The sequence below is a fragment of the Nocardiopsis mwathae genome (genome assembly GCF_014201195.1).
In the GTDB taxonomy this organism is placed as follows: domain Bacteria; phylum Actinomycetota; class Actinomycetes; order Streptosporangiales; family Streptosporangiaceae; genus Nocardiopsis_C; species Nocardiopsis_C mwathae.
In genome coordinates this window covers 3,390,373-3,411,826 of sequence record NZ_JACHDS010000001.1, presented here as the reverse complement: position 1 = coordinate 3,411,826, position 21,454 = coordinate 3,390,373, and the positions used below count along the sequence as shown (strand labels likewise).

Here is a 21,454-nt window from a genome sequence, read left to right as displayed (position 1 = left end):
TCGGGAAGTCATCGGGAGACCTCCGTCGCTCGCAGGACGATCATTCCGGCGAACTCCCGGAAGCGGCGCTCTTCGACGGCGCGGCGGCGTTCGAGCGCCGTGACGTAGCGGCGTACGCGGCGACGCCGCCCTGGTGGCAGGATGGACATGTCTCACTCCTCTGGTGAGTGGGGCCATGCCCCGGGACGAGTGCGATTCGTCGCCGGGGTCTTGCCGTCGGGTGGGAGAGCCAGCCCATTGAAAATATGGGTCCCTATAGGGCGCACTAGGGCCATCTATTTATATCTGCTGGCCACTAGGCACGTAACGTGCGACCTATGGCCATGGATGACGACAGCAGTCCGGAGATCGATCCGTGCAGGCCGCAGCTCGTTTGCGTGGTGATCGCCGACCACATCGCCGGTCAGATCGAATCGGGCAGCTTCGCCCCGGTGCGAAGCTGCCGGGAGAACTTGAGATGGCCGAGATCTACGGCGTGGCCAAGATGACCGTCGCCCGAGCAGTGCGAGAGCTGCGTGACCGCCAACTCGCGATCACGGTCCGCGGCAAGGGGACGGTCGTCGCGGAGCAGTCGAACGCCGACGGCGGTCAGTAGCACGGCGGCGTCCTGTCGGTACAGGGAGAGCCGTCTCCGGGGGCGGAGGACGTCCCGGAAGCTCGGGGGCAACCGGTCGGTCGCTGTGGCGGTCGCCTCGGTCCCGGGGAGCGCCCTGGGGTGCGGCGCCTGTTGGAGGGGCGTAGGGAGCGGGAATGCCACAGGGTGTCGAAAAGGGTGCCCGAATACACGTCCTGGTGCTTGCTCTGTCAAGGAAGTGCCAGGTCAGAAGGGGCGCACCCGGCAGGATTCGAACCTGCGACCGCTGGATTAGAAGTTGCCTGGTTACTCACTGCCACATGTTGCTATGTGCCGTGTTATGCCACCCTGACCGATCCGCTGTGCTGCCCGAGGCCGGGTGATGCCGACCGGTGCCGTCTGGGCCCGGAACCGTGGGGCACGAACGGAGCGCGGACCGGGGTGAGCGGCCTCTGGTGGCACCTCACGAGGTTCTCGCTGGGTGGCCGTTGAGACCGTGTCTGTGCCCGGAAACCTCGGGGCACCCCCACCAGAGCGGCAAGAGCATACAACGAGAGATTGTTACGCACGGTTGTGTGGCGGCCTCGGAGTGAGGTTTCCGGAGGCTAGCCGGCGCTCCGGGGCGGGAACGGTAGAGCACGCCAGCATCGGCTCTGAACTCGGCCGGGTCGGCCTTGATGGTCAGTAGGTGTGGACTTCTCCTCAGACTCGAATATCCGATATGTCCACTGCTCGGCGGGTACGTTCGTGCGCTGCTACTCATCACTGAACTTCAACTCCTCGTCTGCTGGCATGGAGTTCTGGAACTCCGCGCGCACGTCCCTCAATCGGCGGCCGTCCGCCACGGCCCAGAAGTACCACCCGTTCGTGGCCTTCTTGCGCAATGCGTGTCCGGCGGCCGACGGTGACGTGTAGCGCTTGCCGACCAGTTCGATGGCACCATCGGAGGTCAGGGTGGCTTCCCTGCCCTTGAAGTCTCGGTGCGTTGCCACCAGCTTGTCGCCAGGAGCGAGAAGTTCTGCCTCAATGAGGTGCTTCAACTCGACCCAGTCACCGGCCTTGGTCTGTGGGTCGACCACCTTGCCGTGATGGCCCTCCGGGACCGGCCACACCTGGAGGATCCGATCGATCAGCTCCGTCGTCCGCTGATCGATTAGTTCCTCGTCCCAGGCATGGTGCTCGGTTCGCTTGATCACCCGACCCGTGAGCGTGATCGTGTTGTGGTCCATCAGCGCCGACCGCTTCGCTGACCACGGTCCGTTGGACACCTTCGAGTTGAGCGACCTCGTTAGAAGCGTCAGGTTGCCCAGACGGTGGACGCGCAGCTGTCGCTTCTCGATGTCCTCCGGCGCCTGTACGGCCCAGGTGTCGTGCCACTTCCGCGGAAGCAGGTGCTCGATCGGATAGCCCTTCCGCTCGATCTGCGGCTGGCCTGTCTCCGCCCGGTAGAGGTCCTCAACCGCTTCGAGGATCATGCGGAGTCGTCCCCGCGGGAACCGTGAGTATGCGGATTCCGTGGTGAGCGTCGTACGAACTTCCTCATCGCCGGGCCAATAGGTGCTCGTGACGTTCAGTCGAGCAAGGTGTCCGGTGACGCGTTCCACGAGCTCGTCGGCGGGTACGGTGGAGTTCGCCGCGATGAGGTCGGCGACGATGCGCCCCAGGTCGCTTCCGGACAGGCGAAGGAGCTGGCGACGTACGACCCAGCTCTCGGCCACCCGGATGATCTGGTCGACGGTCGCCTGCGGAAGGTCTCGACCCGGCTTGTGCAGCCAGATGAGCAGTGGCTTGAGCACCTCGACGCCGCCGGCCTGCATTCGGTACACCGCCATCTCGGCGGAGTCAAGGTTTCCGCTGGGACGGGCTGCGGCTACGGTCCAGGCCTCGTATTGCTGTGCCTGCTGCTTGATCGCAGGCAGCAGGTGGGCCATTTCGTGTCCGGACTCGAGCTCGACGTAGGACTTGAATCGGTTGAACGTCGCCTGCGGGCTGACTTCCTCGCCGGTACGCGACACGAGCCACTGGTTGAGGAACAGCGAGCTGCGGCTGATGAAGTTGCGCCCGACGCTGACCTCCTTCATCCAGAACTTGGTCTCGAACGGCCAGTCCTCCCGGTAGGCCTTCTCCGTGTCTCCGCCTTCGGCTTCAAGCCGCTGGAACACGAAGTTGCGCACAAGGTCGGCTGCGGTGAGCGGGGTGCCGCGAGCGTTGAGTGTCTCGAAGATCTCCTGGGAGTTCTCCGAGGCCTCCAACTCGATGGAGACAAGCTGAAGGCCGTCCAGCAGTACGTCGGTGAGCTTCTTGGCCTTGCCGGTGTACTCGTCCGACTCGGGTGGACCGAGCCACTGTTCGACGACCCTCGAGAAGTAGGCATGTGCGGCGACGATCTGGGAGTCCGAGTGGGCTAGATCGGTGTGGTCGACCGGTGGCTCAGCCGACATTACTCCGTTGAACGCTGCCTGGTCCTTGTTGAGGTGGCGCACCTTTAGCCGGATGTCGCCATCTTCGACGTAGACATCGTCGTTGTGGGTGAGACGTTCGAGCTGACCAGCGAGCCGCGCGTTGCCCGACTCCGCCAGTAGCCCGCATGTGGCGTTCGCGAGGATCTGCAAGGTCGTCAGCCGCTGCTGGCCGTCGATCACGTTCCACGTCGTTAGCCGCTTGCTCTGAGCTTCAAGGGACTGGATGACCACCGCGCCGAGGAAGTGGGTGGCGTTCTGATGGGGCTCGTCGATCCGGAGTTCGGCGATGCGCCGGATGTCCTTCCATAGCGGCTCCCACTGCTCATCCTCCTTCCAGACGTAGGGACGTTGGAACAGCGGGATCACGAAATGCTGCGGCAGGTTGAACAGTTGCAGCGGCGTCCGTTTGAAGGTCTCCACGCCTGCCATCATCCCGTACACGTCCGACAATTTGAGCCGAAGTCCCTCGGGCCCGTCGAAGCGTGGGGTGAGGTTCCCCTGGTTGCTCGGAGACTTCCAAACCAGGTTTGATCTTGCGAACCCACGAAGGAAGTCGTTGTGGCCGTTCCGAAGAAGTATCCCGATGAGCTGCGTGAACGCGCGGTGCGGCTGTATCGGGAGTCCGATCCCAAGCCGGTGATCCGCCGCATGGCCGAGCAGTTGAACGTCCACCCCGAGGCCCTGCGCAACTGGATCCGCCAGGACGAGGCCGACCGCGGCCGGCGCCACGACCGGCCCACCACGGAGACGGCCGAGGAGAACCGGCGGCTGAGGCGGGAGAACGCCGAGCTGAAGCGGGTCAACGAGGTGCTGCGGGCGGCCAGCGCTTATTTCGCCTCGGAGATCGACCCGACCCGGAGACGGTCATGAGCTTCATCGATGCCCATGACTTCTCGGTCGGTCTCGTGCTGCGGGTCCTGGGGGTAGCCTCGTCGACCTACTACGGCTGGCGCGCCCGGGTGGCCTCGCCCTCCCAACGCCACCGCGAGGACGCCGAGCTGCTGGAGAAGATCATCGAGATCCGCGAGGCCGACGAGTTCGCCCCCACCTACGGCTCACCCCGCGTCTGGCTGGAGCTGCGCAGGCAGGGCGTGCGCTGCTCACGCAAGCGCGTGGAGCGGCTCATGCGCGAGAACCACCTGCGCGGCGCCTACCTGCGCAAGGGCTGGAAGAGCGCCTCCACCCGCCAGGACCCCCGCCACACAGCGGCTCCGGACCTGGTCGACCGCGACTTCACCGCTCCCGCCCCCAACCGGCTGTGGGTGGCCGACCTGACCCGGCTGCCCACCGATGAGGGCGTGCTGTGGCTGGCCAGCGTGCGCGACGCGTTCTCCAACCGCATCGTCGGATGGAAGACCGCACCCCGCGCCGACACCGACCTCGTCCTGTCCGCGCTGGACTACGCGCTGTGGTCCCGCGACGTGCGCGCCGGCGAACTCATCCACCACAGCGACAAGGGCTGCCAGTACACCGCTGTGCGCTTCACCCAGCGCCTGGCCGACGCCGGCATCCTCCCCTCGACCGGCTCGGTGGGCGACAGCTTCGACAACGCACTGGCCGAAAACCTGTGGTCGACCATCAAGACCGAGCTGGTCTACTGGCCGGTACGGACCTTCGCCACCCGCGCCGAGGCCGAGGCCGCCCTGTTCCGCTATATCGACGGCTGGTACAATCCCCGCCGCATCCAGGCAGGGCTCGGCGGCCTGTCTCCGGATGAGTACGAAGACGCCTGGCGCATCCGTCAGCACACCCGACCAGCTATGATCCCGTCCACGCTGGACGAATCCAGATAACCAGGTCTCCAGCAAAGCGGGGAACCTCAGGGCGCCCCGATCGTGCTGGTCTGGGACAATCTGAACCCGCACAAGAGCGCACGGATGCGGGCCTTCATCGAGGCGACCGACTGGCTCAGCGCCGTCCACCTGCCCGCCTACGCTCCCGACCTCAACCCGGTGGAGGGACTGTGGTCCCTGATCAAGCGCGGGGAGCTGGCCAACCTGGCGGTCACCGGCATCGATCACCTGGCCCGGGTGGTGCGAAGACCCATGCACCGCCTGCAGCACCGGCCTGAGGTCCTCATGGGCCTGCTGGCCCAGACCGGCCTCGCGCCCATCACCGATACCGACATCACAAAATAAAGATCAATAGGTGAGCGCTAGCTCTCGTGGCATCTAGGCGGCTGGTAGCCCTGGTGGCGACCCAGGGTAAGGGCGCCGGGTTGTCGGGGCGGACGGGGCATCAGTGGGGCGCTGGCGGGCGGATGCCGGCCCCGGCGCTGCGGCCAAGGCGGGCCCGGGCAGCGCCGGGGCTCCGAAGGACTTCGGTTCGATGGGAGGACCTTGTACTGAGGTCGTACTGCGGAGCACGCCAGGAGCACGAACATGGGGTCGGCGAGGTCCTCGCGGGCCTTGATGCCTCGTCTGACCTGGGTTTTTTTGTGGTGTACCCGGCAGGATTCGAACCTGCGACCGTCGGATGAGAAGTTGCCTTGTTGCGCACCGTCACATATCATTACGTACCGTTTCATGCTGGCCCGTCCGATCCGCCGATCCGCCGTGCCGTCGGATGCCGCGTGATTCCGCCCCGTGTCGTGCCAGTACGGAACCGTGGAGCGCGAACGGAGCGCAAGCCGTCGGCGGGTAGTGCCCGTCAGGGCCTCGCGAGGTTCTCGTGAGGGCGCCGTCCCTGACTCATGTCATAGAGACCGGACCCGGTTGTGCTTGGCTTTGCCATGGACCAAGGCGACGAACCTCTCATGGATTTTCTGGGGGGTAAGCTTCTCATACCTTCCGAGGCCCTTCATCGTCGTCCGGGTCGATTTCAGGAAATTCGGTCGGTCGACCGCATCCTCATAGCGAGTCGGCGTACTCGTGGAACAGGGCCACGCAGTCGTCGATCTGACGGTGACGAATCTGGGACACCGTAGAGTCAGAATCCAATATGTGAATCAGCCCGACTTGAAATGACGACAGGAGCGGGTATCTACTCCTTATCTTCGGTAGCCAAAAGCTCGATGAGGTGCTCGAGTTCTTCCGGGTTGAAACTACGGCGTAGAGTTCGAGCTGCCGCTTCCGGGCGAGATACGGGGACGCTGACGGTGCGCGCACGGAACCCTGCTGCAATCATCGCCTTATTGGTAGTGATGCTGCCCGCGAGGACCTTTTGATGAAGGTCTGGTCGCTCCCGCTCGAGGCGATGCAAGGCAGCCGATTGTCGACGCGACGGCTGGGTTTCTGGTTCCTTTGTACCCAGAGGGCGAACCTCAGAGCTATCCATGCGATTGTCGCCGAGGACACTGTCTAGCAGCTTAAGCGTCTCAGTGTCGTCTCCGACGATGCGTACGAGTAGGTCGACGGAAGTTCCGAGTCCAGCCGAAGGGGCGGCAGCGGCGAAGTCGCTGAAGCGTTCGTACTCGACCAGCTCTCCGCGAGGTGTGATGAATTTTTTCCAGGAATCTTCACGAATAACACGCCTGAGGAGTTCTGGTACGGTCTGTAGTCCATTCTCGGTAGCGCGCAGTGATGTGCTGAGTGACTCGACGAGAACAGCGTTCGATTTAGGTGTGTTCATTGTTGCTCAGTCAGCCATTGATTGAGGACATCTACTCGCTTATGAAGCTGTTAAAGCGTGGCCGCCGTGATGGGCCCACCGAACATGCGGTTCATGTCAGCGTGAATGTGCTGGTGCGGTCGACCCGTCAGGACATTGAGCTTCCCGACCTTGCGCCTGATGACTCTGCGGACATCCTCCTTCTGCTTTGTGAGCGGTTTTGGCGACGGTTCGGGTTGGGCTGGGTCGGGCGTGGGGGCCATCGCACCACCTACCTTGAGGATCAAGGCCACCGCTTCAGGGGTGATGTTTCGGGGAAGGCCGGATCCGGCGAACGACAAGACTTTCTCAGCGTAGACCTTCTCCGCAGTGGTGATCGATTCGCCGTTAGCGATCGTGGCGTGGTGTACGGCGGCCGATGATCCCACTACCTCGACTTCCGGGAACAGCGTGGATCCACTGCCGCCTTCATCGCTCTCCCGTTGAGTGTCACGGATCTTCTCTTCTTCCTCAGCGATCACCGCGTCAACGGTCTTCTCGATGTCCTTAGCGAAGGACAGCAAGGGCTCGATCGAGGGAATGAATAGACGCGCGCAGGTCTCATCATTTTCTCCTCGGAGGCGCACAAAGCGCCCAACGACTTGGGTGAAGAACAGTTGCGTGCGGATGCGAGAGGCGTAGACGCCGACTGTCAAGCGAAGGATGTCAACGCCCTCCGAAACCATCTGGACCGCGACGATCCACCGGCTCGTACTCGCAGAAAAGTTATCGATGACTTGGGAGGCTTCAGGATTGTCGGATACAGCAATGGCCGCTTCTTCGCCCGTGATCTTCGTCAAGATCGCTTGATAGGCATAAGCGGACTGCTGGTCGGAGGCGATCACTAAGCCGCCGGCGTCTGGAGTATCCTCACGTGCCTTCCTCAGCGCTTCGTCCGCTTCTTTGAGCACCGAGGGGATCCACTCCCCCTCGGCGGCCAAAGCTGCTCGAAGCGCTGGAGGGACCGTCTTATCATCAGTATCGGCGAGAGCGACCGACGTAGTGGTCATCTCTCCCGCACGCTTCCACTTGGACTCACCGTCCATCGCGGGAAACACGATCGGCCTGACGACAGAGCCGTCCTGCAGGGCCATGCCGTAGTCGTAGTTGTAGCTAGGAACCGCTCGATTCTCCCCGTTGTAGGTCACGAACGGGATCGGCCGCTGGTCTGTGCGGAAGGGAGTGCCAGACAACAACAGCCTACGGGCGGCTGGTTCGAAGGCGTGCTTAAGGGCTACCCCCCAAGCTTGGTCCTCATGATCCCCCGCGTGGTGGATTTCGTCGAAGACAACGAGAGTAGGATTCCGTGGATCGGAACAGAGCCTCCGCCACAGATCGGGTGTGGTAGCGACCGTCTGGTATGTGACAACAACCCCGTCGTAGTCGCTTGCGATGACGGCGGCTGCGTTGCTGAAACGGTAATCCAGTTGGATCCCGAGTCGTGTTGCGGAAGCCGCCCATTGGCTGCGTAGGTGCGCGGTTGGCACCACCACAATGATCCGTCGGACCTCGCCCAATGTAATGAGCTTCGTTGCTGCTGTGATGGCAAAAGTTGTCTTTCCTGCGCCAGGCGTTGCAACGGTCAGAAAGTCTTCCCGGCGCCCCAGGAATCGGTCCAGCGCTTCTTGTTGCCAGTTGCGCAATTCCACGCCCATGGAACCCACGCCCTTCTTCAAGTTGCACTGCGGGCATAGTGCTTGTCCGTTGATCACATCAGTGGGCCCACCTCGCGCCCATGCGTCTACGTGGTCTGCATGCCAACCTGGCTTCAGGTCGGTTCCGCATCGTGAGCACTTCCCATCCGCAGCGAGATACAGGGCTACACGTTCAGCGGAGTTGAACGACCTGCGGGGGTCCGTGCTGGGCAAGTCGGTGGCCTCTCGTGAGAGGTGAGGCAGGGATGAATATGCTGACACATAGGGACGAAAAAATCATCTCGCTTCGGCCAAGGAGGAGCGCATGTTTCAGATGGTGCGAGTGGGGTTTGGGGGAGCTTATGTAATCATTTGCCTCGGCTGTTCTGCCACGCGCACATCGTCCCCGCGCTCGCCCAAGGCCGCTCCGGGGTGGTCGATGGCTGGTAATTCAAGCACCAGGCTTGGATGAGGCCGTCCGGAGACGAACGTCTGGAAGCCCTGGCCGGACGGGTGTTCTCCGGCCTCCCGCAACCCGATCACGTGGTCAAACTGTCCACTCCCGCGAACCTGGCCGCGCTCCGACGCAAGGACAACTCCAAACCTTCCGAGCGCGGGGCGTTCGTCACCGGAGAAGCGACCACCTGCGCCCAGAGCTTCACCGACTACCAGAACCGCACCGACACCGCTTGAACACGCTCCTGAGCGCCCACCACACCATGGACACTGACAGAGGAGTCAGAATCGGCGTATGAGACGAACACAGGCGTGGGAACTCGCGACCCGTCGGGGCAACCAGTCTGGCGGTGCTGGCCGCAAGCCTGGTGCTACCAGGGTTGGAAGAGATTTCCTGGGTGAGGTTCCCCCGCTTTGGACCGCGCCGGGTTTAGTGGAGGCTTCCGACCAACGCTTCAGCGTCTGCTGACGCGTGTTCGTGCTGGTAGAAGTCTGCTTCGAATTCCGCTGGCGGGACCAGGTCGATCTCTCCGTGCAGCCGGCGGTGGTTGAACCAGTCGATGTACCGGGCCACCGCGATCTCCAACTCATCGAAGCTCTCCCACGGGCCCCGTTGCGGATGAGTTCGGCCTTGAACAGCGAGTGGAACGCCTCGGCCAGCACGTTGCCGTAGGAATCGCCGGTGCTGCCGACCGAGGCCACCGCCCAAGCCTGGGCCAGTCGCTGGGTGTAGCGCACCGCGAGGTACTGCTCAGGTTCAAGGGGTCGCTGTGATGGATCAGCCCGTCGATGCGTCGGCCGACGTGCTCGCGGTTCCACACCGCCATTTCCAGTGCGTCCAACGCCAGGTCGGTGCGCAGCGATCTGGACAGCTGCCAGCCCACCCTGCGGCGTGAGTAGACGTCGATGACGAACGCCGCGTACACCCACCCGGCCAGGGTGCGGCAGTGGGTGTAGGGGTCGGGCCGGGGCGCGGTGCCGGTGTCTCTACCGGTTCGTTTCCCCGGCCCGCCCTCCGAACCCGCCGAGCGCCTCTCGACGCAACGGGCTCTCCACGGGGTCATGCCGTTGTTGCGGTTGCTTCCGACGGTCTCGCCGTCCAGGGGGTGGGGATTTGCGTGCCCCGGTAGCGGTATCGCGTGACCTCTACTTTCTGCGGCCGGAACAGCGCTGTCTTGCCGTCGCGGATCTGCCATCGGGGCAGGAGTCTGCGGCAGAAGACTCCCCAGGCCAGCCCGTGGTGTCGTTTGCGCATCCATGTCACCACCCGCCACCAGGTGAAGTGGTCGAGGTAGCTGAAGGTGCGCTTGGACACCCCGTGCCGGAAGTAGTTGCACCATCCCCGTAGCACGGGGTTGATCCGGCGCAACAGGTCGGCGAGTGTGCGATGTCTGTGACGGCGCGTCAGCTGTCTGACCTTGTCGATGACCGACGCGAGCGCCTTCTTCGACGGCCAGGTGTAGACGTACTTCTTGGTCGTGCCCTTCTTGGTCTGGCGCTGGATGCGAAAGCCCAGGAAGTCGAATCCCTCGTCGATGTGGCAGACCCTGCTCTTCTCGGCCGACAGGCGCAGACCCATCGGCGCGAGCACTGCCGCAATCTCCTCCCATAGCGCTTCGGCATCGTCACGGCTGCCATGGACCATGACGACGAAGTCGTCCGCGTAGCGGACGATCTTCATCGTGGGGCCGCCGGACCGGCGATACTTGATGCGCTTCCACTCCGGGCCGAGCGCCTTCCACTTGGCGTCGAAGTGCTCGTCCAGAATGGACAGGGCGATATTACTGAGCAACGGTGACAGGATCCCGCCTTGCGGCGTTCCAGTGAGATTGCCCCGATAAACGAGGTCCTTGGAGAGGATCCCCGCCTTGAGGAACGCCTTCACCAGGGCCAGCACGCGTTTGTCTCCGACTCTGTCCCGCACTCGATCCATGAGGGCGGTATGCGAGATTTCGTCGAAGCAGGCCGTGATGTCACCCTCGAACACCCAGTGATAGGCGCGTGCGCCGCTGGCGAGGTAATGAATCTCGGCGATCGCGTCCTGGGCTCGCCTGCGGGGACGGAAGCCATAACTACTCGGGCGGAAGTCCGCCTCGTAGATCGGCTCCAGGACCAGCTTCAGCGAGGCTTGCACCACTCGGTCGGCGACGGTAGCGATGCCCAGGCGGCGGGACCTGCCGTTCGCCTTGGGAATCATCACCTCCCGCACTGGATCGGGCCGAAACGTTCGTTCCTTGACCTCTTGTCGGAGGTTCTGGAGCATTCCGGCCGCCTGCGACGGACCGAGGGACCGCGCCGCGATCCCGTCGGCTCCCGCCGAGCGGGCACCCTTGTTCGTCCGCACCCGCTCCCACGCCACGGTGAGGAAAGCGGGATCATAGACGAGGTTGTACAGATCATCGAAACAGCGGCCGGAATCATTGACCGCCCAATGGTGCAGTTTGCGCTGCATCCTGCGTACCCGTAGCTCCGCCGTGTTCAGGTCGGGCCACGGAGCACTCGTATTCACAAGTGACCTCCACAGTCTGCGTACTTGCTGCGAACCCGCTGGAGCCCTTCGCCGTGTGACCGGCTCTCCCGGCCTCGGACTACTACGGCTCCTCCGCCCCACCGCGCAGGCATCAGCCGACGACGTGCCTTCCCTCCCGTCCGGCTGGGCGCCGGATTCGGGTAGGGGGCCCGCGCGGTGGTTCCCGTGTTCACTGTTCAACCGATCGACGGGTGAGGTGCCCAGCTATGCCCCTGCGACCTCGCCGCGGCTACACCGCAGACCTTCACCGCGGCCTCCCGACCGACGACATCAACCGGCCCAGGAGTTCCCCGCCACTACCGGCCGGGGACACGTCGCTGCCCAGCCCGCATCCGCCAGGTTGGAGCTGGTGTTCCTTCTCTTAAGGAGCGTTCAGCCGCTGGTTCCTCGCGTACACCTTCCCGTCTCGCTTGCCGGACCCGGCCTGTCTGGCAGTACCAGGCCGTCCCGTCGTTGTCGGGGCTGCTTACCACCCTCACCGGCGTCTCCCGGATCAGGCTGCCCCCAGCTTCACCACCCTGCTGCGACAGGGCGGCGGTGGCGGTCTTTCACCTCCACTCGGTTGAACAGCGCCTCACGGCGCTCGATGTCGGTGACCCACAGCTGGTCGGGCCCGGTGGCACTGAACTTCCGCTGCACCAGGTCGCCGCGGGAATCGGGGCCGGGTGCGGGCACGGTGGTGCGCGGATGCCCGGTCCGCCTGACACCGCGTAGCCCCGCGGCCTTCATCAGGCGCTGGACGGTGCGGCGGGCCACCGGATGTCTTTGGCGGTTGAGCTCGGCGTGGACCTTGCACACCCCGTAGACGCCGTAGCCGTCGGCGTGCACCCGCGCGATCTTGTCCGTGATGGTGGATTGCGTCTGAGTGTGTGTCGGCCGAGGGCGGCCGTGTCTTTGCGGCGTAGTAGGTGGACGGGGCGAACTGCAGCACGATGCAGATCGGCTCGACCCCGAACCGGTGGCGGTGGTGTCGGCCCGGGACGGCGCCGGGTGTCCTGACCGCCGGTCGGCGACGGGTCCGGCTCGGGCTCCTGGTGGTCCGCGTCGTCGGCCGGATCGGCAACCTCCCCGATGTCCTCCTGGTCCTCCTCCGCGTCCTCCCGGTCCTCCTCGGCCGAGGACGGCTCGGGTGCGGCGAGGGGCGCCTGGTGGGCGCGGCGGTAGGCGTCCTCGACCTGGTGCAGCAGGACGGATGACAGGCCGAGGACCATGGCGGGCAGCACGCTGACGAAGATGACGATCGCCGTCGGTGCGTGGTCATCGGCGACGATCAGGTGGTACACGGGCTGGCCTACGGCGCCCAGGACGAGCGCGCCGACCGCCGAGCACCACGCGAAGACGCGGGCGCCGCCCTGGACGATGCCGCCGACGGCGGTGTACAGCGCGATGGCGGCGTAGGCCTCGATCCCCAGCGGCAGGGTGATCGACAGGTCGACCACGAGGCCGTCGCCGATGCCGGGCAGGAGGTTGACCGGGCCGAAGCCGGCGATCTGGCCGAGCCCGACCCAGCCGCCCCAGATCGCGACGAACGCCGAGGCGGCGACGATCGTGGTGACGATGCGGAGGAGGTAGACGGTCCGTCGGCGCGGCGCCTGGGGGGCGCTGCCGCTGCCGGGCTGTGCGGCGGGGCCGGAACAGGTGGCCGGATGCGGCCGGGGCTGTGCTGCCGAGGAGGGTCGGGGTGAGGGCTGGGCCGTAGCATTGGCCATGGTTCTCCGCCTGGTGTGGTCAGGTGTGAGAACACGGAGGCCCCGGCACGGCGCGTCATCGCCGTACCGGGGCCGTTGTCGTGTTCAGGGGCAGATGGCGCGCGATGGCAGGGGATGGCGCGCCTATTGATGACTGTCAGATCGACTGTCAGAAAAATGGTTCCAGTGCTCTCCCGGACTGAGAATCGCCTGGTGAGAAGGGGCGCACCCGGCAGGATTCGAACCTGCGACCGTCGGATTAGAAGTCCGGTGCTCTATCCACTGAGCTACGGGTGCTCGATTCAGTTGTGTCCCGTCCGTGCGGCGGTCGGGGTGCCGGGGCCTGCGGTCGTGCAGGGGGTGGCGCCGGTTCGGGCGGGGTGAAGCGCCGGTGGGTGCGACCTGCGGTCGGCGGGACCCTACGCCGTGACGCGGTGGCCCCCGGATGCTTCGGGGAGACATTCTAGGGCATTCGGGTGATGTCGCCTATCGCCGGGCAAAACAATAACAACTACAGGGATTCGTAGTTGCGTCTCGTTACCACGCGGGTTCCACCAAACCGGTTGCTATCGGCGTCCCTAGCCACGTTACCCGTGATTAACCCCGGGAGAGGTGAGCGACCGTCGCGTTTCGCGAACTCGGTTCGGGTCGATCGTGGGGCCGCCCCCGTAGGGCGGCCCCACGCCGCTGCGCTGGCGTGGCTTAGAACACCCACCAGCCGCCCGGATCCATCAGGAACGTCGCGATCATCGCGATGGTGTACACGACTGAGCCCTCCCTATCCGCCGGGCGCCCGGTCCGTCCGGGAGCCTCGCATGAAGGAGGGGGGAGGCTCAGTGTAGCCGATCAATTACGGATGGTCACAAAGCGGGATTATCGTCTCATCGGGTAACGGTAACGCCCGGACAGGACACGCGGCGGCACTACGGTGGACCCCGTGAAGACTCCGCACCGCCACGCCCGACCCCGAGGGCTCGGCCTCCTCCTCGGAGCCGCACTCGACCGTGTCGTGCCCGACCCGCCGCGCGGGCACCCCGTCGCCCTGTTCGGCATAGCCGCGGCCCGCCTCGAACAGTGTGTGTACCGGCCGTCCCGCGCCCGCGGTGCCGCCTTCACGGCGCTCGCCGTCGCCCCGGTGGCCGCACTCGGTGTGCTCGGTGAACGCGCCCCCCGCCCCGCCCTCCGCGCCGCCCTCACCGCCGCCGCCACCTGGGCGGTCGTCGGCGGCGACATGCTGGGGCGCGAAGCCGAGCGCATCGCCGACGCCCTGGAGGCCGGCGACATCGACGAAGCCCGCCGCAGACTGCCCCACCTCTGCGGACGCGACCCCCACGCCCTCGACGAGAAGGGCATCGCCCGGGCCACCGTCGAGTCCGTCGCGGAGAACACCTCCGACGCCGTCGTGGCCCCCCTGCTGTGGGGCGGGCTGCTGGGCCTGCCCGGCCTCCTCGGCTACCGCGCCGTCAACACCCTGGACGCCATGATCGGGCACCGCTCGGCCCGCTACGAGCGCTTCGGCTGGGCCTCCGCCCGCCTCGACGACGTCGCCAACTGGGCACCGGCCCGGCTGACCGCACTGCTCGCCACCGCCGCGGCACCCCTCGTCTCCGGGGACCCCCGGCGCGCCGCGCGGATCCGCGCCCGCTACGGTCACCGCCACCCCAGCCCCAACGCCGGGCACTGCGAGGCGGCCTTCGCCGGCGCGCTCGACCTGCGCCTGGGCGGCGCCAACAGCTACGCCGGCCGAGTCGAGCACCGGCCCGAGCTCGGCGAGGGGCGCCGCCCCGAGGTCAGCGACATCCGCCGCGCCGTGCGGCTCGCCCGCGCCGTCAACACGGCCGCGGCCGCCACCGCCGCCCTGCTCGCGGAACTTCCGACCTCCCGCCGCCCCGCTCCCCGCCGCCGCCCCCGGCGCGCCCACCAGCGAAAGGCCTGACGTGACGCGGACCCCACCCGGCGCCGCTCCGGCGCTCCTCGTCGCCGGAACCACCTCCGACGCCGGAAAGAGCGTCCTCACCGCGGGGCTGTGCCGCTGGCTCAGCCGCCAGGGCGTGAAGGTCGCCCCCTTCAAGGCGCAGAACATGTCGCTCAACTCGGTGGTGACGCCCGACGGCGCCGAGATCGGCCGCGCCCAGGCCATGCAGGCCGCCGCCTGCGGTATCGAGCCCAGCGCCCTGATGAATCCCGTACTCCTCAAACCGGGGGGTGAGCGCACCAGCCAGGTCGTCGTTCGGGGCCGCCCCATCGGTGAGGCCGACGCCCTGAACTACCGCGACTTCAAGGACCGGCTGCGCGAGGTGGCCGTGGAGGGCCTGGCCGAGCTCCGCTCCCGCTATGACGCGGTGATCTGCGAGGGCGCGGGCAGCCCCGCCGAGATCAACCTGCGCTCCGGCGACATCGCCAACATGGGGCTCGCCCGCGCCGCACACCTGCCGGTGCTCGTCGTCGGGGACATCGACCGGGGCGGCGTGTTCGCCGCGCTGCACGGCACGCTGGCCCTGCTGGAGCCGGCCGACCAGGCGCTGGTCGCCGGGTTCGTGATCAACAAGTTCCGCGGCGCGCCCGAACTCCTCGACCCCGGCCTGCGGATGATCACCGAGCTCACCGGTCGGCCCGTCCACGGGGTACTGCCCTGGCTCGACGGGCTGTGGCTGGACGTGGAGGACTCGCTGGCGCTGAGCGTCGACCGCGGGCCGATGCGCGCCCCGGTCGGGCGGCGGACGCTGCGCGTCGCCGTCGTCCGCACCCCGCGCATCAGCAACTTCACCGACATCGACGCGCTGACCGTGGAGCCCGGTGTCGACGTGCGCTTCGTGACCGCGCCGCACGAGCTCGGCGACGCCGACCTGGTGGTCCTGCCGGGCAGCCGCGCCACCGTCGCCGACCTGGCCTGGCTGCGCGACCGGGGGCTGCACGACGCCGTGGCCCGCCACGTCGAGGCGGGTCGGCCGGTGCTGGGGATCTGCGGCGGTTACCAGATGCTCGCCGAGGAGATCCGCGACGACGTGGAGTCCGGCGCCGGGCGGGTCACCGGGCTCGGCCTGCTGCCGACGGCCGTGCACTTCGAGCGGGACAAGACCCTGGGCCGGCCCGAGGGCAGCGCGTACGGGCAGCGGGTCGAGGCCTACGAGATCCACCACGGGCGCACCACGGTGGACTGGGGCCGCGCCGACGGCGCACCCGTTCCGTTCCTGGACGGCTGCCGCCGCGGGCCGGTGTTCGGCACGACCTGGCACGGTGCCCTGGAGAACGACGGGTTCCGCCGCGCCTTCCTGGCCGACGTCGCGGCGGTGGCCGGGCGCGACTTCGTCCCCGCAGCCGACACCGACTTCGCCGCCGAGCGCACCGCGCGCCTGGACGCGCTCGGCGACCTCGTCGAGCTGCACATGGACACCGACGCCGTGCGGCGCCTGCTCGACGAGGGCGCGCCGGAGGAGCTGCCCGTGATCCCCCCGGCGGGGCCGGTGCTCGCGCCGACCTCCTGAGCGCCCTGCCCCCGGACCGCCCGTACCGGACGCCGCGTACTCGGCGTGCGCCTCGCCTGAGCATGACCGTGCCCCAGGCGCGCAGGTGGGGTCGTGTGCGGGCGGTGGGCCGCTGCGGCGGGGGAGTGCCTGGCGTGATGCCGGCTGTGGACGACGGCCCCGCCCGGGCGGGGCCCCGGCTAGCGTGGCCGTCGAGATCGCGGTCACATGCGAGACACGTCGGGGCGCGTCCCGCTGGAGGGTGGGGACGCGGGCGATGGTCCGGGGAGCCCCGGACGGCGGCGGACCCGTGCCGAGTCGACGACCGTTCACCGGCCCCCGGCCGTCCCGCCGGGGGCGTCCACCCAGCCTTTCGGAGGTACTCCAGGTGAGCATGTCCACCCCCGACCCCGTCGTCCCCGCAATGACCGGTGCGGCCCGCCGCGTCGTCCTCGTCCTCGATCCGGTGACCCACGCCGAGCTGCAGCGGGCGGCCGGGCACCGGGACGTCGAGTCCTACCTCTACGTCCTGGCCGGGCGCTACGCCCGCTGGAGCGAGCTGCGCGAGTGGCTGTCGCAGCTGGAGGCGTCCTACGGCCCGGTCCCGCCGGAGGCACTGGAGGGGCTGCACCGCCGGATGCTGGGGCTGCCGCGGCGTGCGGCCGACGGCAATCGCCGGCTCACCGTCTCCTTCAGCGCAGAAGAGTTCGGTGCGCTCGGCGCGGCCGCCGGGGAGCGCCCGATCGCCGCGTACGTGCGTGACCTCCTGACCGACCGCCTCACCACCCCGCAGGCCGCCGTGGCCGGGTCCGAACCCGCGGCGCCGGAAACCGGCGCGCCGATCGGGCGACGGGCCGAGGAAGCCGATGAGGAGCGGGCCGCGGCCGCCGGGTGAGCCGTCGGGGCGCCGCGCGCCGCCGGAGCCGTCCGGGTCCCGCGGGGGACCCCCGCGGCTCCGGCCCGCGCGGCGCCCCGGCCGGTCGCGCCTACCCCTTGAGGAAGCCTTCCTCGACCAGCCACTCCTTGGCCACGTCGGCGACGTCGTCGCCGTCCTGGTCGGCCTGGGCGTTGAGGGCGGTCACGGTCTCGGTGTCGAGCTTCTCGGCGATGGGGCCGAAGATCTCGTCGAGCATCGGGTACTCCTCGGCGAACTCCTCCTTGACGGTGATCGCCGGGTTGTAGATCGGGAAGACGTCCCGGTCGTCCTCCAGCATCTTCAGACCCAGCGCCTTGATGCGGCCGTCGGTGGAGTAGGCCGAGCCCACGGTGCACTCGCCATCGGCGACGGAGGTGTACACCACGCCGGAGTCCATGGTCTGCACGTCGGAGTCGGAGAGGTCGTCGGTGGTGATCCCGTAGTCCTCGCGCGTCTGGGCCAGCCCGTCGGAGCGGTCGTGGTACTCGGTGTCCACGCACAGCGACCGCTCGTCGGCGGGGATGTCCAGGAAGTCGGAGATCCCCTTCAGCCCGTAGGTGTCGGCGGTCTCCTGGGTGACCACGAGCGCGTAGGTGTTGTTCATCGGGGCCGGCGGGTCGATCCACACCATGCCGTTCTCTTCGAGGTCGCGGTCGCGGATCGCCTCGTACTGCTCGCGCGAGTCCTTGATGACCTCTTCCTGGCCCTCGTAGATGAGCCAGGCCGTCCCGGTGTACTCCCACATCAGGTCGATGTCGCCGTTGAGTATGGCGCGGCGCGCGTTCTCGCTGCCGGCGATGTTGGTCTCGTCGCGGACGTCGGCCCCGGCGGCGCTGAGCGCCTGGACGGCGATCTGGCCGAGGATGAGCTGCTCGGTGAGCTCCTTGGAGCCGACGGTGATGGTCTGCCCTTCCAGCTCCTCGAAGGTGGGGATGGAACCGGCCTCCACGTCGACGCTGCCGCCTCCGCCGCCGTCCAGCCCGCATCCGGTGGCGAGCAGTGCCAGCCCGGCGGTGGCGGCGGCGATGCCGGTCGTGCGGTTGCGCATCAGGTGAGTCCCTTCGGTTGAACGAGTCGGTTGACCACTCCGGCGATCCAGTCGATGAGGAGGGCCAGCAGGGCGATCAGCAGCGATCCGATGAACAGGGTCACGTCGCGGCCGGTGCTGTTCCCGGCGACGACGATCTGCCCCAGGCCGCCGGCGTTGATGAAGATCGCCAGGCCCACCATGCCGACGAGCAGTACCAGGGTGGTGCGGATGCCCGCGAGGATGAGCGGAAGCGCGAGTGGCAGCTCGACCTTGAGCAGCACCCGCCAGCCGGGCATGCCGATGCCGCGGGCGGCGTCGATCAGCGCGGGGTCCACCTGCTGGAGGCCGACCATGGTGTTGCGCAGAGCGGGCAGCACCGCGTAGAGGACCAGCCCGATGACGGCCGGCCAGAAGCCGATGCCGATGCTCGCTGCGAGCAGGACCAGCACGCCGATGGGCGGCGCCGACTGCCCGATGTTGGCGATGCCCAGCACGATCGGGGTCGACCAGCGCATGCTTCTGCGGCTGACCGCGATCCCGAGCGGGATCGCGAGGATGAGCACGATGATCGTCGCCACCGCGGAGAGCTGGAGGTGCTCGGAGGTGCGCCGCGCGATGTTGTCGAGGTTGAGCGAGCGCAGCTCGGTGTTGTCGAGGTAGCCCAGGCCGTCGCCGAGCCAGGTGTAGAGCAGTGCCCCGCCCGCCAGCAGCAGGATCACCGCGGGGGTGATGAACAGCCGCAGCCCGCTGCCCAGCGGTGAGGCTGCTTCGTCCGCGTGCTTCTCGGCGGCGCTGACGCCGTCGGGGGCGGCCGAGGACCGTACCGGCGCGGTCATGAGGCCTCACCCGCCGCGACGGCGGCCTCGGTCTCCTCCGGGGGCTCGCTCCCGGCACTGTCCTCGGGGTCGGCGGTCAGCGACACCGGGGGGAGTCCCGCGGCCAGGCGCCGGCGGCGCAGCTCCTTCTGCCGTTCGTAGATGGCCGAGATGTGGCCCTGGACGGAGGCCAGGGTGACGGCGCCGGCGTAGGCGCCGTCCGCCACGATGGGGACGATGTCCTCGGGGCAGTTGAGCAGGGCCTCCATCGCCTCGCGCAGGGTGGCGTCGGCGGAGACGACGGTGCTGAGTCGGTCGTCCCGCGCGCCGGCGAGGTCGGCGACGGTGCCGGGCGCGGCCGCCAGTTCGGCGGGGTGCGCCCAGTGCAGCGGCCGGTCGCGCTCGTCGAGCACGATGGCCCGCTCGGCGCCCGTCTCGGTGAGCCTGAGGTGCACCTCGGCGGCGCTGTCGTCGAACCGCGCGGTGGCGATGTTCTCCGGGGTGATGTCGGCGACGCGGGTGAGTTTGAGCAGCCGCATCGAGCTTTCGCCGCCGATGAACTGCTCGACGTAGGCGTTGGCCGGGTTGGTGAGGATCTCCTCGGCACGGGCGTACTGGACGATGGTGGAGCCGGTGTCCAGGATGGCGATGCGGTCGCCCAGCTTGAGCGCCTCGTCGACGTCGTGGGTGACGAAGACGATGGTCTTGGACAGCTCGCGCTGCAGCCGCAGCAGCTCGTCCTGCAGGTTCTCCCGGGTGATCGGGTCGAGCGCGCCGAACGGTTCGTCCATCAGCAGCACCGGCGGGTCGGCGGCCAGCGCGCGGGCGACCCCCACACGCTGCTGCTGCCCGCCGGAGAGTTGGCGCGGGTAGCGGCGGCGGTACTCGGCCGGGTCCAGCCCCACGAGGGTGAGCAGCTCGTCCACGCGCTCGGCGATGCGCGGCTTGGGCCAGCCCAGCATCAGCGGGACCTGCGCGATGTTCTGGGCCACCGTCATGTGCGGGAAGAGGCCGGCCTGCTGGATGACGTAGCCGATGTGGCGGCGCAGCTCGTCGGGGCGCTGCTGCTTGGCGTCGGTGTCGCCGATCATGATGCGGCCCGACGTGGGTTCGATGAGGCGGTTGATCATCCGCATCGTGGTGGTCTTGCCGCACCCCGAGGGGCCGAGGAACACCACGATCTCCCCGGCCGGGATGGTCATGGTGAGGTCGTCGACGGCGGGCGCGGCGGTGGTGCCGAAGCGCTTGGTCACCTCGATGAGGCGGATGGGGACGCCTCCGGCACGGTCGTCACCGCTCGCGGCGGGGGCGGCCGGCGTGTGCGGGGCGGCGGTGCTCTCAGGCATGGATTCGGATCCCTCGTGAGGTGGTCAGTCTGCCGATCAGGACGAAGGCGAGGTCGAACAGCAGGGCGAGCAGGACGATGCCGAGCGTTCCGGCCAGCGCCATGTTCAGCGCGTCGGCCGTGCCGAGCCGCCCCAGCGCGCTGAAGATCAGCTCGCCCAGGCCGGGCCCCTTGACGAAGGCGGCGATGGCGCCGATGCCCATGGCGAGCTGGGTGGAGACACGCAGTCCGGCCAGGATCGCGGGCCAGGCGAGCGGGAACTGGACCCGGACCAGGACGCGGGCGCGGCTCATGCCGATGCCGTGGGCGGCGTCCACCAGCGCGGGGTCGACCCCCTTGAGCCCGGAGATGGTGTTGCGCAGGATCGGCAGCAGTGAGTAGAGCACGATCGCCGTCACCGTGGGCGCCACGCCCAGTCCGAGCGGGGTGATCAGCAGGCCGAGCATGGCCAGCGACGGGATGGTGAAGATGATGCTGGTGGTGCCGGTGGCCAGCGCCGCCGCGGTCTCGTTCCGGTGGACCAGGACTCCGATCCCCACGCCCAGGACCGCCGCGATGAGGATGCACTGGGCGATCAGGCTGGCGTGCAGGATCGTCTGCTGCAGGATCGTGTCGAACTGCCGATCGACATACGCCAGGAAGTCGGTCACGATACGCGCGCCTCCCGGGCAGGGGAGAACGCGCCTTGAGCGGATTCGGTCATGAGCGGCAACCTAGCCGCGTGAATGCGAAGTACTCACCCAGGCGAATATGGTGATCATTCCGTTGTCGGATCAGAATTGAACCGCAATGTGCCGGAGCTTGACGACGCATTTCGTCCCGCAGGTCCGGGCTTCGGAAATATCCGCGCTGACCTGTGCTTTTCCGGGCATTCGCCGCGGCGTTCCGGGCACCGTGCGCCCGGTGGTCACCCGGAGTGCCGGGAGGTCTCCGCAGGGCGACCCCGGCCCAC

General features: G+C 67.6%; 20 protein-coding genes, 1 tRNA gene and 1 pseudogene. 8 read left to right on the top strand and 14 right to left on the bottom strand.

The genetic code is table 11. The features are described from left to right. Positions 1-8: 8 nt before the first annotated feature. Positions 9-149 carry a hypothetical protein gene (locus tag HNR23_RS14700; protein ID WP_184076113.1) on the bottom strand — a complete coding sequence of 47 codons (141 nt, stop codon included), beginning with the start codon at positions 147-149 and terminating at the stop codon, positions 9-11. Positions 150-457: 308 nt separating this feature from the next. On the opposite strand from HNR23_RS14700, the gene HNR23_RS27515 reads away from it, so the two are divergent. Then, the gene (locus tag HNR23_RS27515; protein ID WP_343070568.1) at positions 458-595 is read left to right on the top strand and encodes a GntR family transcriptional regulator; all 138 of its coding nucleotides are present in this window, start codon (positions 458-460) and stop codon (positions 593-595) included. 734 nt (positions 596-1,329) lie between these two features. On the opposite strand, the gene HNR23_RS14690 is transcribed toward HNR23_RS27515, so the two are convergent. Beyond that, a complete protein-coding gene (locus HNR23_RS14690; protein ID WP_221308122.1) occupies positions 1,330-3,456 on the bottom strand; it encodes a GmrSD restriction endonuclease domain-containing protein in 2,127 nt (708 codons plus the stop codon). A 138-nt stretch (positions 3,457-3,594) separates the two neighbouring features. Between HNR23_RS14690 and HNR23_RS14685 the strand changes: the two genes are divergently transcribed. The 3 genes and pseudogenes from HNR23_RS14685 to HNR23_RS14675 all read left to right on the top strand — a co-directional run. Further along, positions 3,595-3,906 (top strand): transposase, encoded by a 312-nt coding sequence (locus tag HNR23_RS14685; RefSeq protein WP_184076112.1) that lies wholly within the window; start codon positions 3,595-3,597, stop codon positions 3,904-3,906. Next, positions 3,903-4,829, top strand: a complete 927-nt coding sequence (locus tag HNR23_RS14680; RefSeq protein ID WP_184076111.1) for an IS3 family transposase — start codon at positions 3,903-3,905, stop codon at positions 4,827-4,829. Before HNR23_RS14685 ends, HNR23_RS14680 begins: the two co-directional genes overlap by 4 nt. 33 nt (positions 4,830-4,862) lie before the next feature. Continuing rightward, positions 4,863-5,174: pseudogene (locus tag HNR23_RS14675) on the top strand (transposase); the annotation flags it as partial. Between the two features lie 844 nt (positions 5,175-6,018). Here the strand turns inward: HNR23_RS14675 and HNR23_RS14670 are convergent. After that, entirely contained in the window at positions 6,019-6,606 is a 588-nt protein-coding gene (locus HNR23_RS14670) for a hypothetical protein (RefSeq protein WP_184076109.1), read from the bottom strand. A 50-nt stretch (positions 6,607-6,656) separates the two neighbouring features. Further along, the gene (locus tag HNR23_RS14665) at positions 6,657-8,540 is read right to left on the bottom strand and encodes a DEAD/DEAH box helicase family protein (RefSeq protein ID WP_343070567.1); all 1,884 of its coding nucleotides are present in this window, start codon (positions 8,538-8,540) and stop codon (positions 6,657-6,659) included. A 186-nt stretch (positions 8,541-8,726) separates the two neighbouring features. Between HNR23_RS14665 and HNR23_RS14660 the strand changes: the two genes are divergently transcribed. After that, complete coding sequence (locus HNR23_RS14660; protein WP_184076107.1) at positions 8,727-8,951, top strand: hypothetical protein; 225 nt, start codon at positions 8,727-8,729, stop codon at positions 8,949-8,951. Positions 8,952-9,144: 193 nt separating this feature from the next. Here the strand turns inward: HNR23_RS14660 and HNR23_RS27645 are convergent, their stop codons facing one another. The 6 genes from HNR23_RS27645 to HNR23_RS14635 form a co-directional block, all read right to left on the bottom strand. Further along, positions 9,145-9,288, bottom strand: coding sequence for a hypothetical protein (locus HNR23_RS27645; protein WP_394353824.1), 144 nt, complete (start codon positions 9,286-9,288; stop codon positions 9,145-9,147). Positions 9,289-9,301: 13 nt separating this feature from the next. Further along, positions 9,302-9,778 carry a DDE-type integrase/transposase/recombinase gene (locus tag HNR23_RS27640; protein WP_394353777.1) on the bottom strand — a complete coding sequence of 159 codons (477 nt, stop codon included), beginning with the start codon at positions 9,776-9,778 and terminating at the stop codon, positions 9,302-9,304. Then, positions 9,775-11,166 (bottom strand): group II intron reverse transcriptase/maturase, encoded by a 1,392-nt coding sequence (gene ltrA / locus HNR23_RS14650; RefSeq protein WP_221308120.1) that lies wholly within the window; start codon positions 11,164-11,166, stop codon positions 9,775-9,777. Before ltrA ends, HNR23_RS27640 begins: the two co-directional genes overlap by 4 nt. A gap of 588 nt (positions 11,167-11,754) precedes the next feature. Further along, complete coding sequence (locus tag HNR23_RS26340) at positions 11,755-12,042, bottom strand: IS3 family transposase (RefSeq protein ID WP_394353823.1); 288 nt, start codon at positions 12,040-12,042, stop codon at positions 11,755-11,757. Next, the gene (locus HNR23_RS26335; RefSeq protein WP_221308119.1) at positions 11,973-12,953 is read right to left on the bottom strand and encodes a hypothetical protein; all 981 of its coding nucleotides are present in this window, start codon (positions 12,951-12,953) and stop codon (positions 11,973-11,975) included. Before HNR23_RS26335 ends, HNR23_RS26340 begins: the two co-directional genes overlap by 70 nt. Before the next feature lie 203 nt (positions 12,954-13,156). Beyond that, a tRNA-Arg gene (locus HNR23_RS14635) sits at positions 13,157-13,229 on the bottom strand. A gap of 631 nt (positions 13,230-13,860) precedes the next feature. On the opposite strand from HNR23_RS14635, the gene HNR23_RS14630 reads away from it, so the two are divergent. The 3 genes from HNR23_RS14630 (at position 13,861) to HNR23_RS14620 (ending at position 17,291) form a co-directional block, all read left to right on the top strand. Then, positions 13,861-14,868, top strand: a complete 1,008-nt coding sequence (locus HNR23_RS14630; protein WP_394353776.1) for a cobalamin biosynthesis protein — start codon at positions 13,861-13,863, stop codon at positions 14,866-14,868. 1 nt (position 14,869) lies between these two features. Continuing rightward, on the top strand, positions 14,870-16,417 hold the full coding sequence (locus HNR23_RS14625; RefSeq protein ID WP_184076103.1) for a cobyric acid synthase: 1,548 nt from the start codon (positions 14,870-14,872) through the stop codon (positions 16,415-16,417). 373 nt (positions 16,418-16,790) lie between these two features. Further along, positions 16,791-17,291 (top strand): hypothetical protein, encoded by a 501-nt coding sequence (locus tag HNR23_RS14620; protein ID WP_246422159.1) that lies wholly within the window; start codon positions 16,791-16,793, stop codon positions 17,289-17,291. A gap of 91 nt (positions 17,292-17,382) precedes the next feature. On the opposite strand, the gene HNR23_RS14615 is transcribed toward HNR23_RS14620, so the two are convergent. Genes HNR23_RS14615 through HNR23_RS14600 form a run of 4 tightly spaced genes read right to left on the bottom strand, consistent with a single transcriptional unit; the run spans position 17,383 to position 21,152 of the window. Then, the gene (locus HNR23_RS14615) at positions 17,383-18,360 is read right to left on the bottom strand and encodes a glycine betaine ABC transporter substrate-binding protein (protein ID WP_184076101.1); all 978 of its coding nucleotides are present in this window, start codon (positions 18,358-18,360) and stop codon (positions 17,383-17,385) included. Further along, the gene (locus HNR23_RS14610; protein ID WP_184076100.1) at positions 18,360-19,178 is read right to left on the bottom strand and encodes an ABC transporter permease; all 819 of its coding nucleotides are present in this window, start codon (positions 19,176-19,178) and stop codon (positions 18,360-18,362) included. Before HNR23_RS14610 ends, HNR23_RS14615 begins: the two co-directional genes overlap by 1 nt. Continuing rightward, a complete protein-coding gene (locus HNR23_RS14605) occupies positions 19,175-20,503 on the bottom strand; it encodes an ABC transporter ATP-binding protein (protein ID WP_184076099.1) in 1,329 nt (442 codons plus the stop codon). The genes HNR23_RS14610 and HNR23_RS14605 overlap by 4 nt, the downstream gene beginning before the upstream one ends. Beyond that, positions 20,496-21,152 carry an ABC transporter permease subunit gene (locus HNR23_RS14600; RefSeq protein ID WP_184076098.1) on the bottom strand — a complete coding sequence of 219 codons (657 nt, stop codon included), beginning with the start codon at positions 21,150-21,152 and terminating at the stop codon, positions 20,496-20,498. Before HNR23_RS14600 ends, HNR23_RS14605 begins: the two co-directional genes overlap by 8 nt. Between the last annotated feature and the right edge of the window lie 302 nt (positions 21,153-21,454).

Bases quoted from the DNA above. Each gene is read 5' to 3' on its own strand.
- HNR23_RS14700 (WP_184076113.1), bottom strand. From the start codon at position 149: ATGTCCATCCTGCCACCAGGGCGGCGTCGCCGCGTACGCCGCTACGTC.
- HNR23_RS27515 (WP_343070568.1), top strand. From the start codon at position 458: ATGGCCGAGATCTACGGCGTGGCCAAGATGACCGTCGCCCGAGCAGTG.
- HNR23_RS14680 (WP_184076111.1), top strand. From the start codon at position 3,903: ATGAGCTTCATCGATGCCCATGACTTCTCGGTCGGTCTCGTGCTGCGG.
- HNR23_RS14670 (WP_184076109.1), bottom strand. From the start codon at position 6,606: ATGAACACACCTAAATCGAACGCTGTTCTCGTCGAGTCACTCAGCACA.
- HNR23_RS14660 (WP_184076107.1), top strand. From the start codon at position 8,727: ATGAGGCCGTCCGGAGACGAACGTCTGGAAGCCCTGGCCGGACGGGTG.
- HNR23_RS27640 (WP_394353777.1), bottom strand. From the start codon at position 9,778: ATGACCCCGTGGAGAGCCCGTTGCGTCGAGAGGCGCTCGGCGGGTTCG.
- ltrA (WP_221308120.1), bottom strand. From the start codon at position 11,166: ATGCAGCGCAAACTGCACCATTGGGCGGTCAATGATTCCGGCCGCTGT.
- HNR23_RS26335 (WP_221308119.1), bottom strand. From the start codon at position 12,953: ATGGCCAATGCTACGGCCCAGCCCTCACCCCGACCCTCCTCGGCAGCA.
- HNR23_RS14620 (WP_246422159.1), top strand. From the start codon at position 16,791: ATGTCCACCCCCGACCCCGTCGTCCCCGCAATGACCGGTGCGGCCCGC.
- HNR23_RS14615 (WP_184076101.1), bottom strand. From the start codon at position 18,360: ATGCGCAACCGCACGACCGGCATCGCCGCCGCCACCGCCGGGCTGGCA.
- HNR23_RS14610 (WP_184076100.1), bottom strand. From the start codon at position 19,178: ATGACCGCGCCGGTACGGTCCTCGGCCGCCCCCGACGGCGTCAGCGCC.
- HNR23_RS14605 (WP_184076099.1), bottom strand. From the start codon at position 20,503: ATGCCTGAGAGCACCGCCGCCCCGCACACGCCGGCCGCCCCCGCCGCG.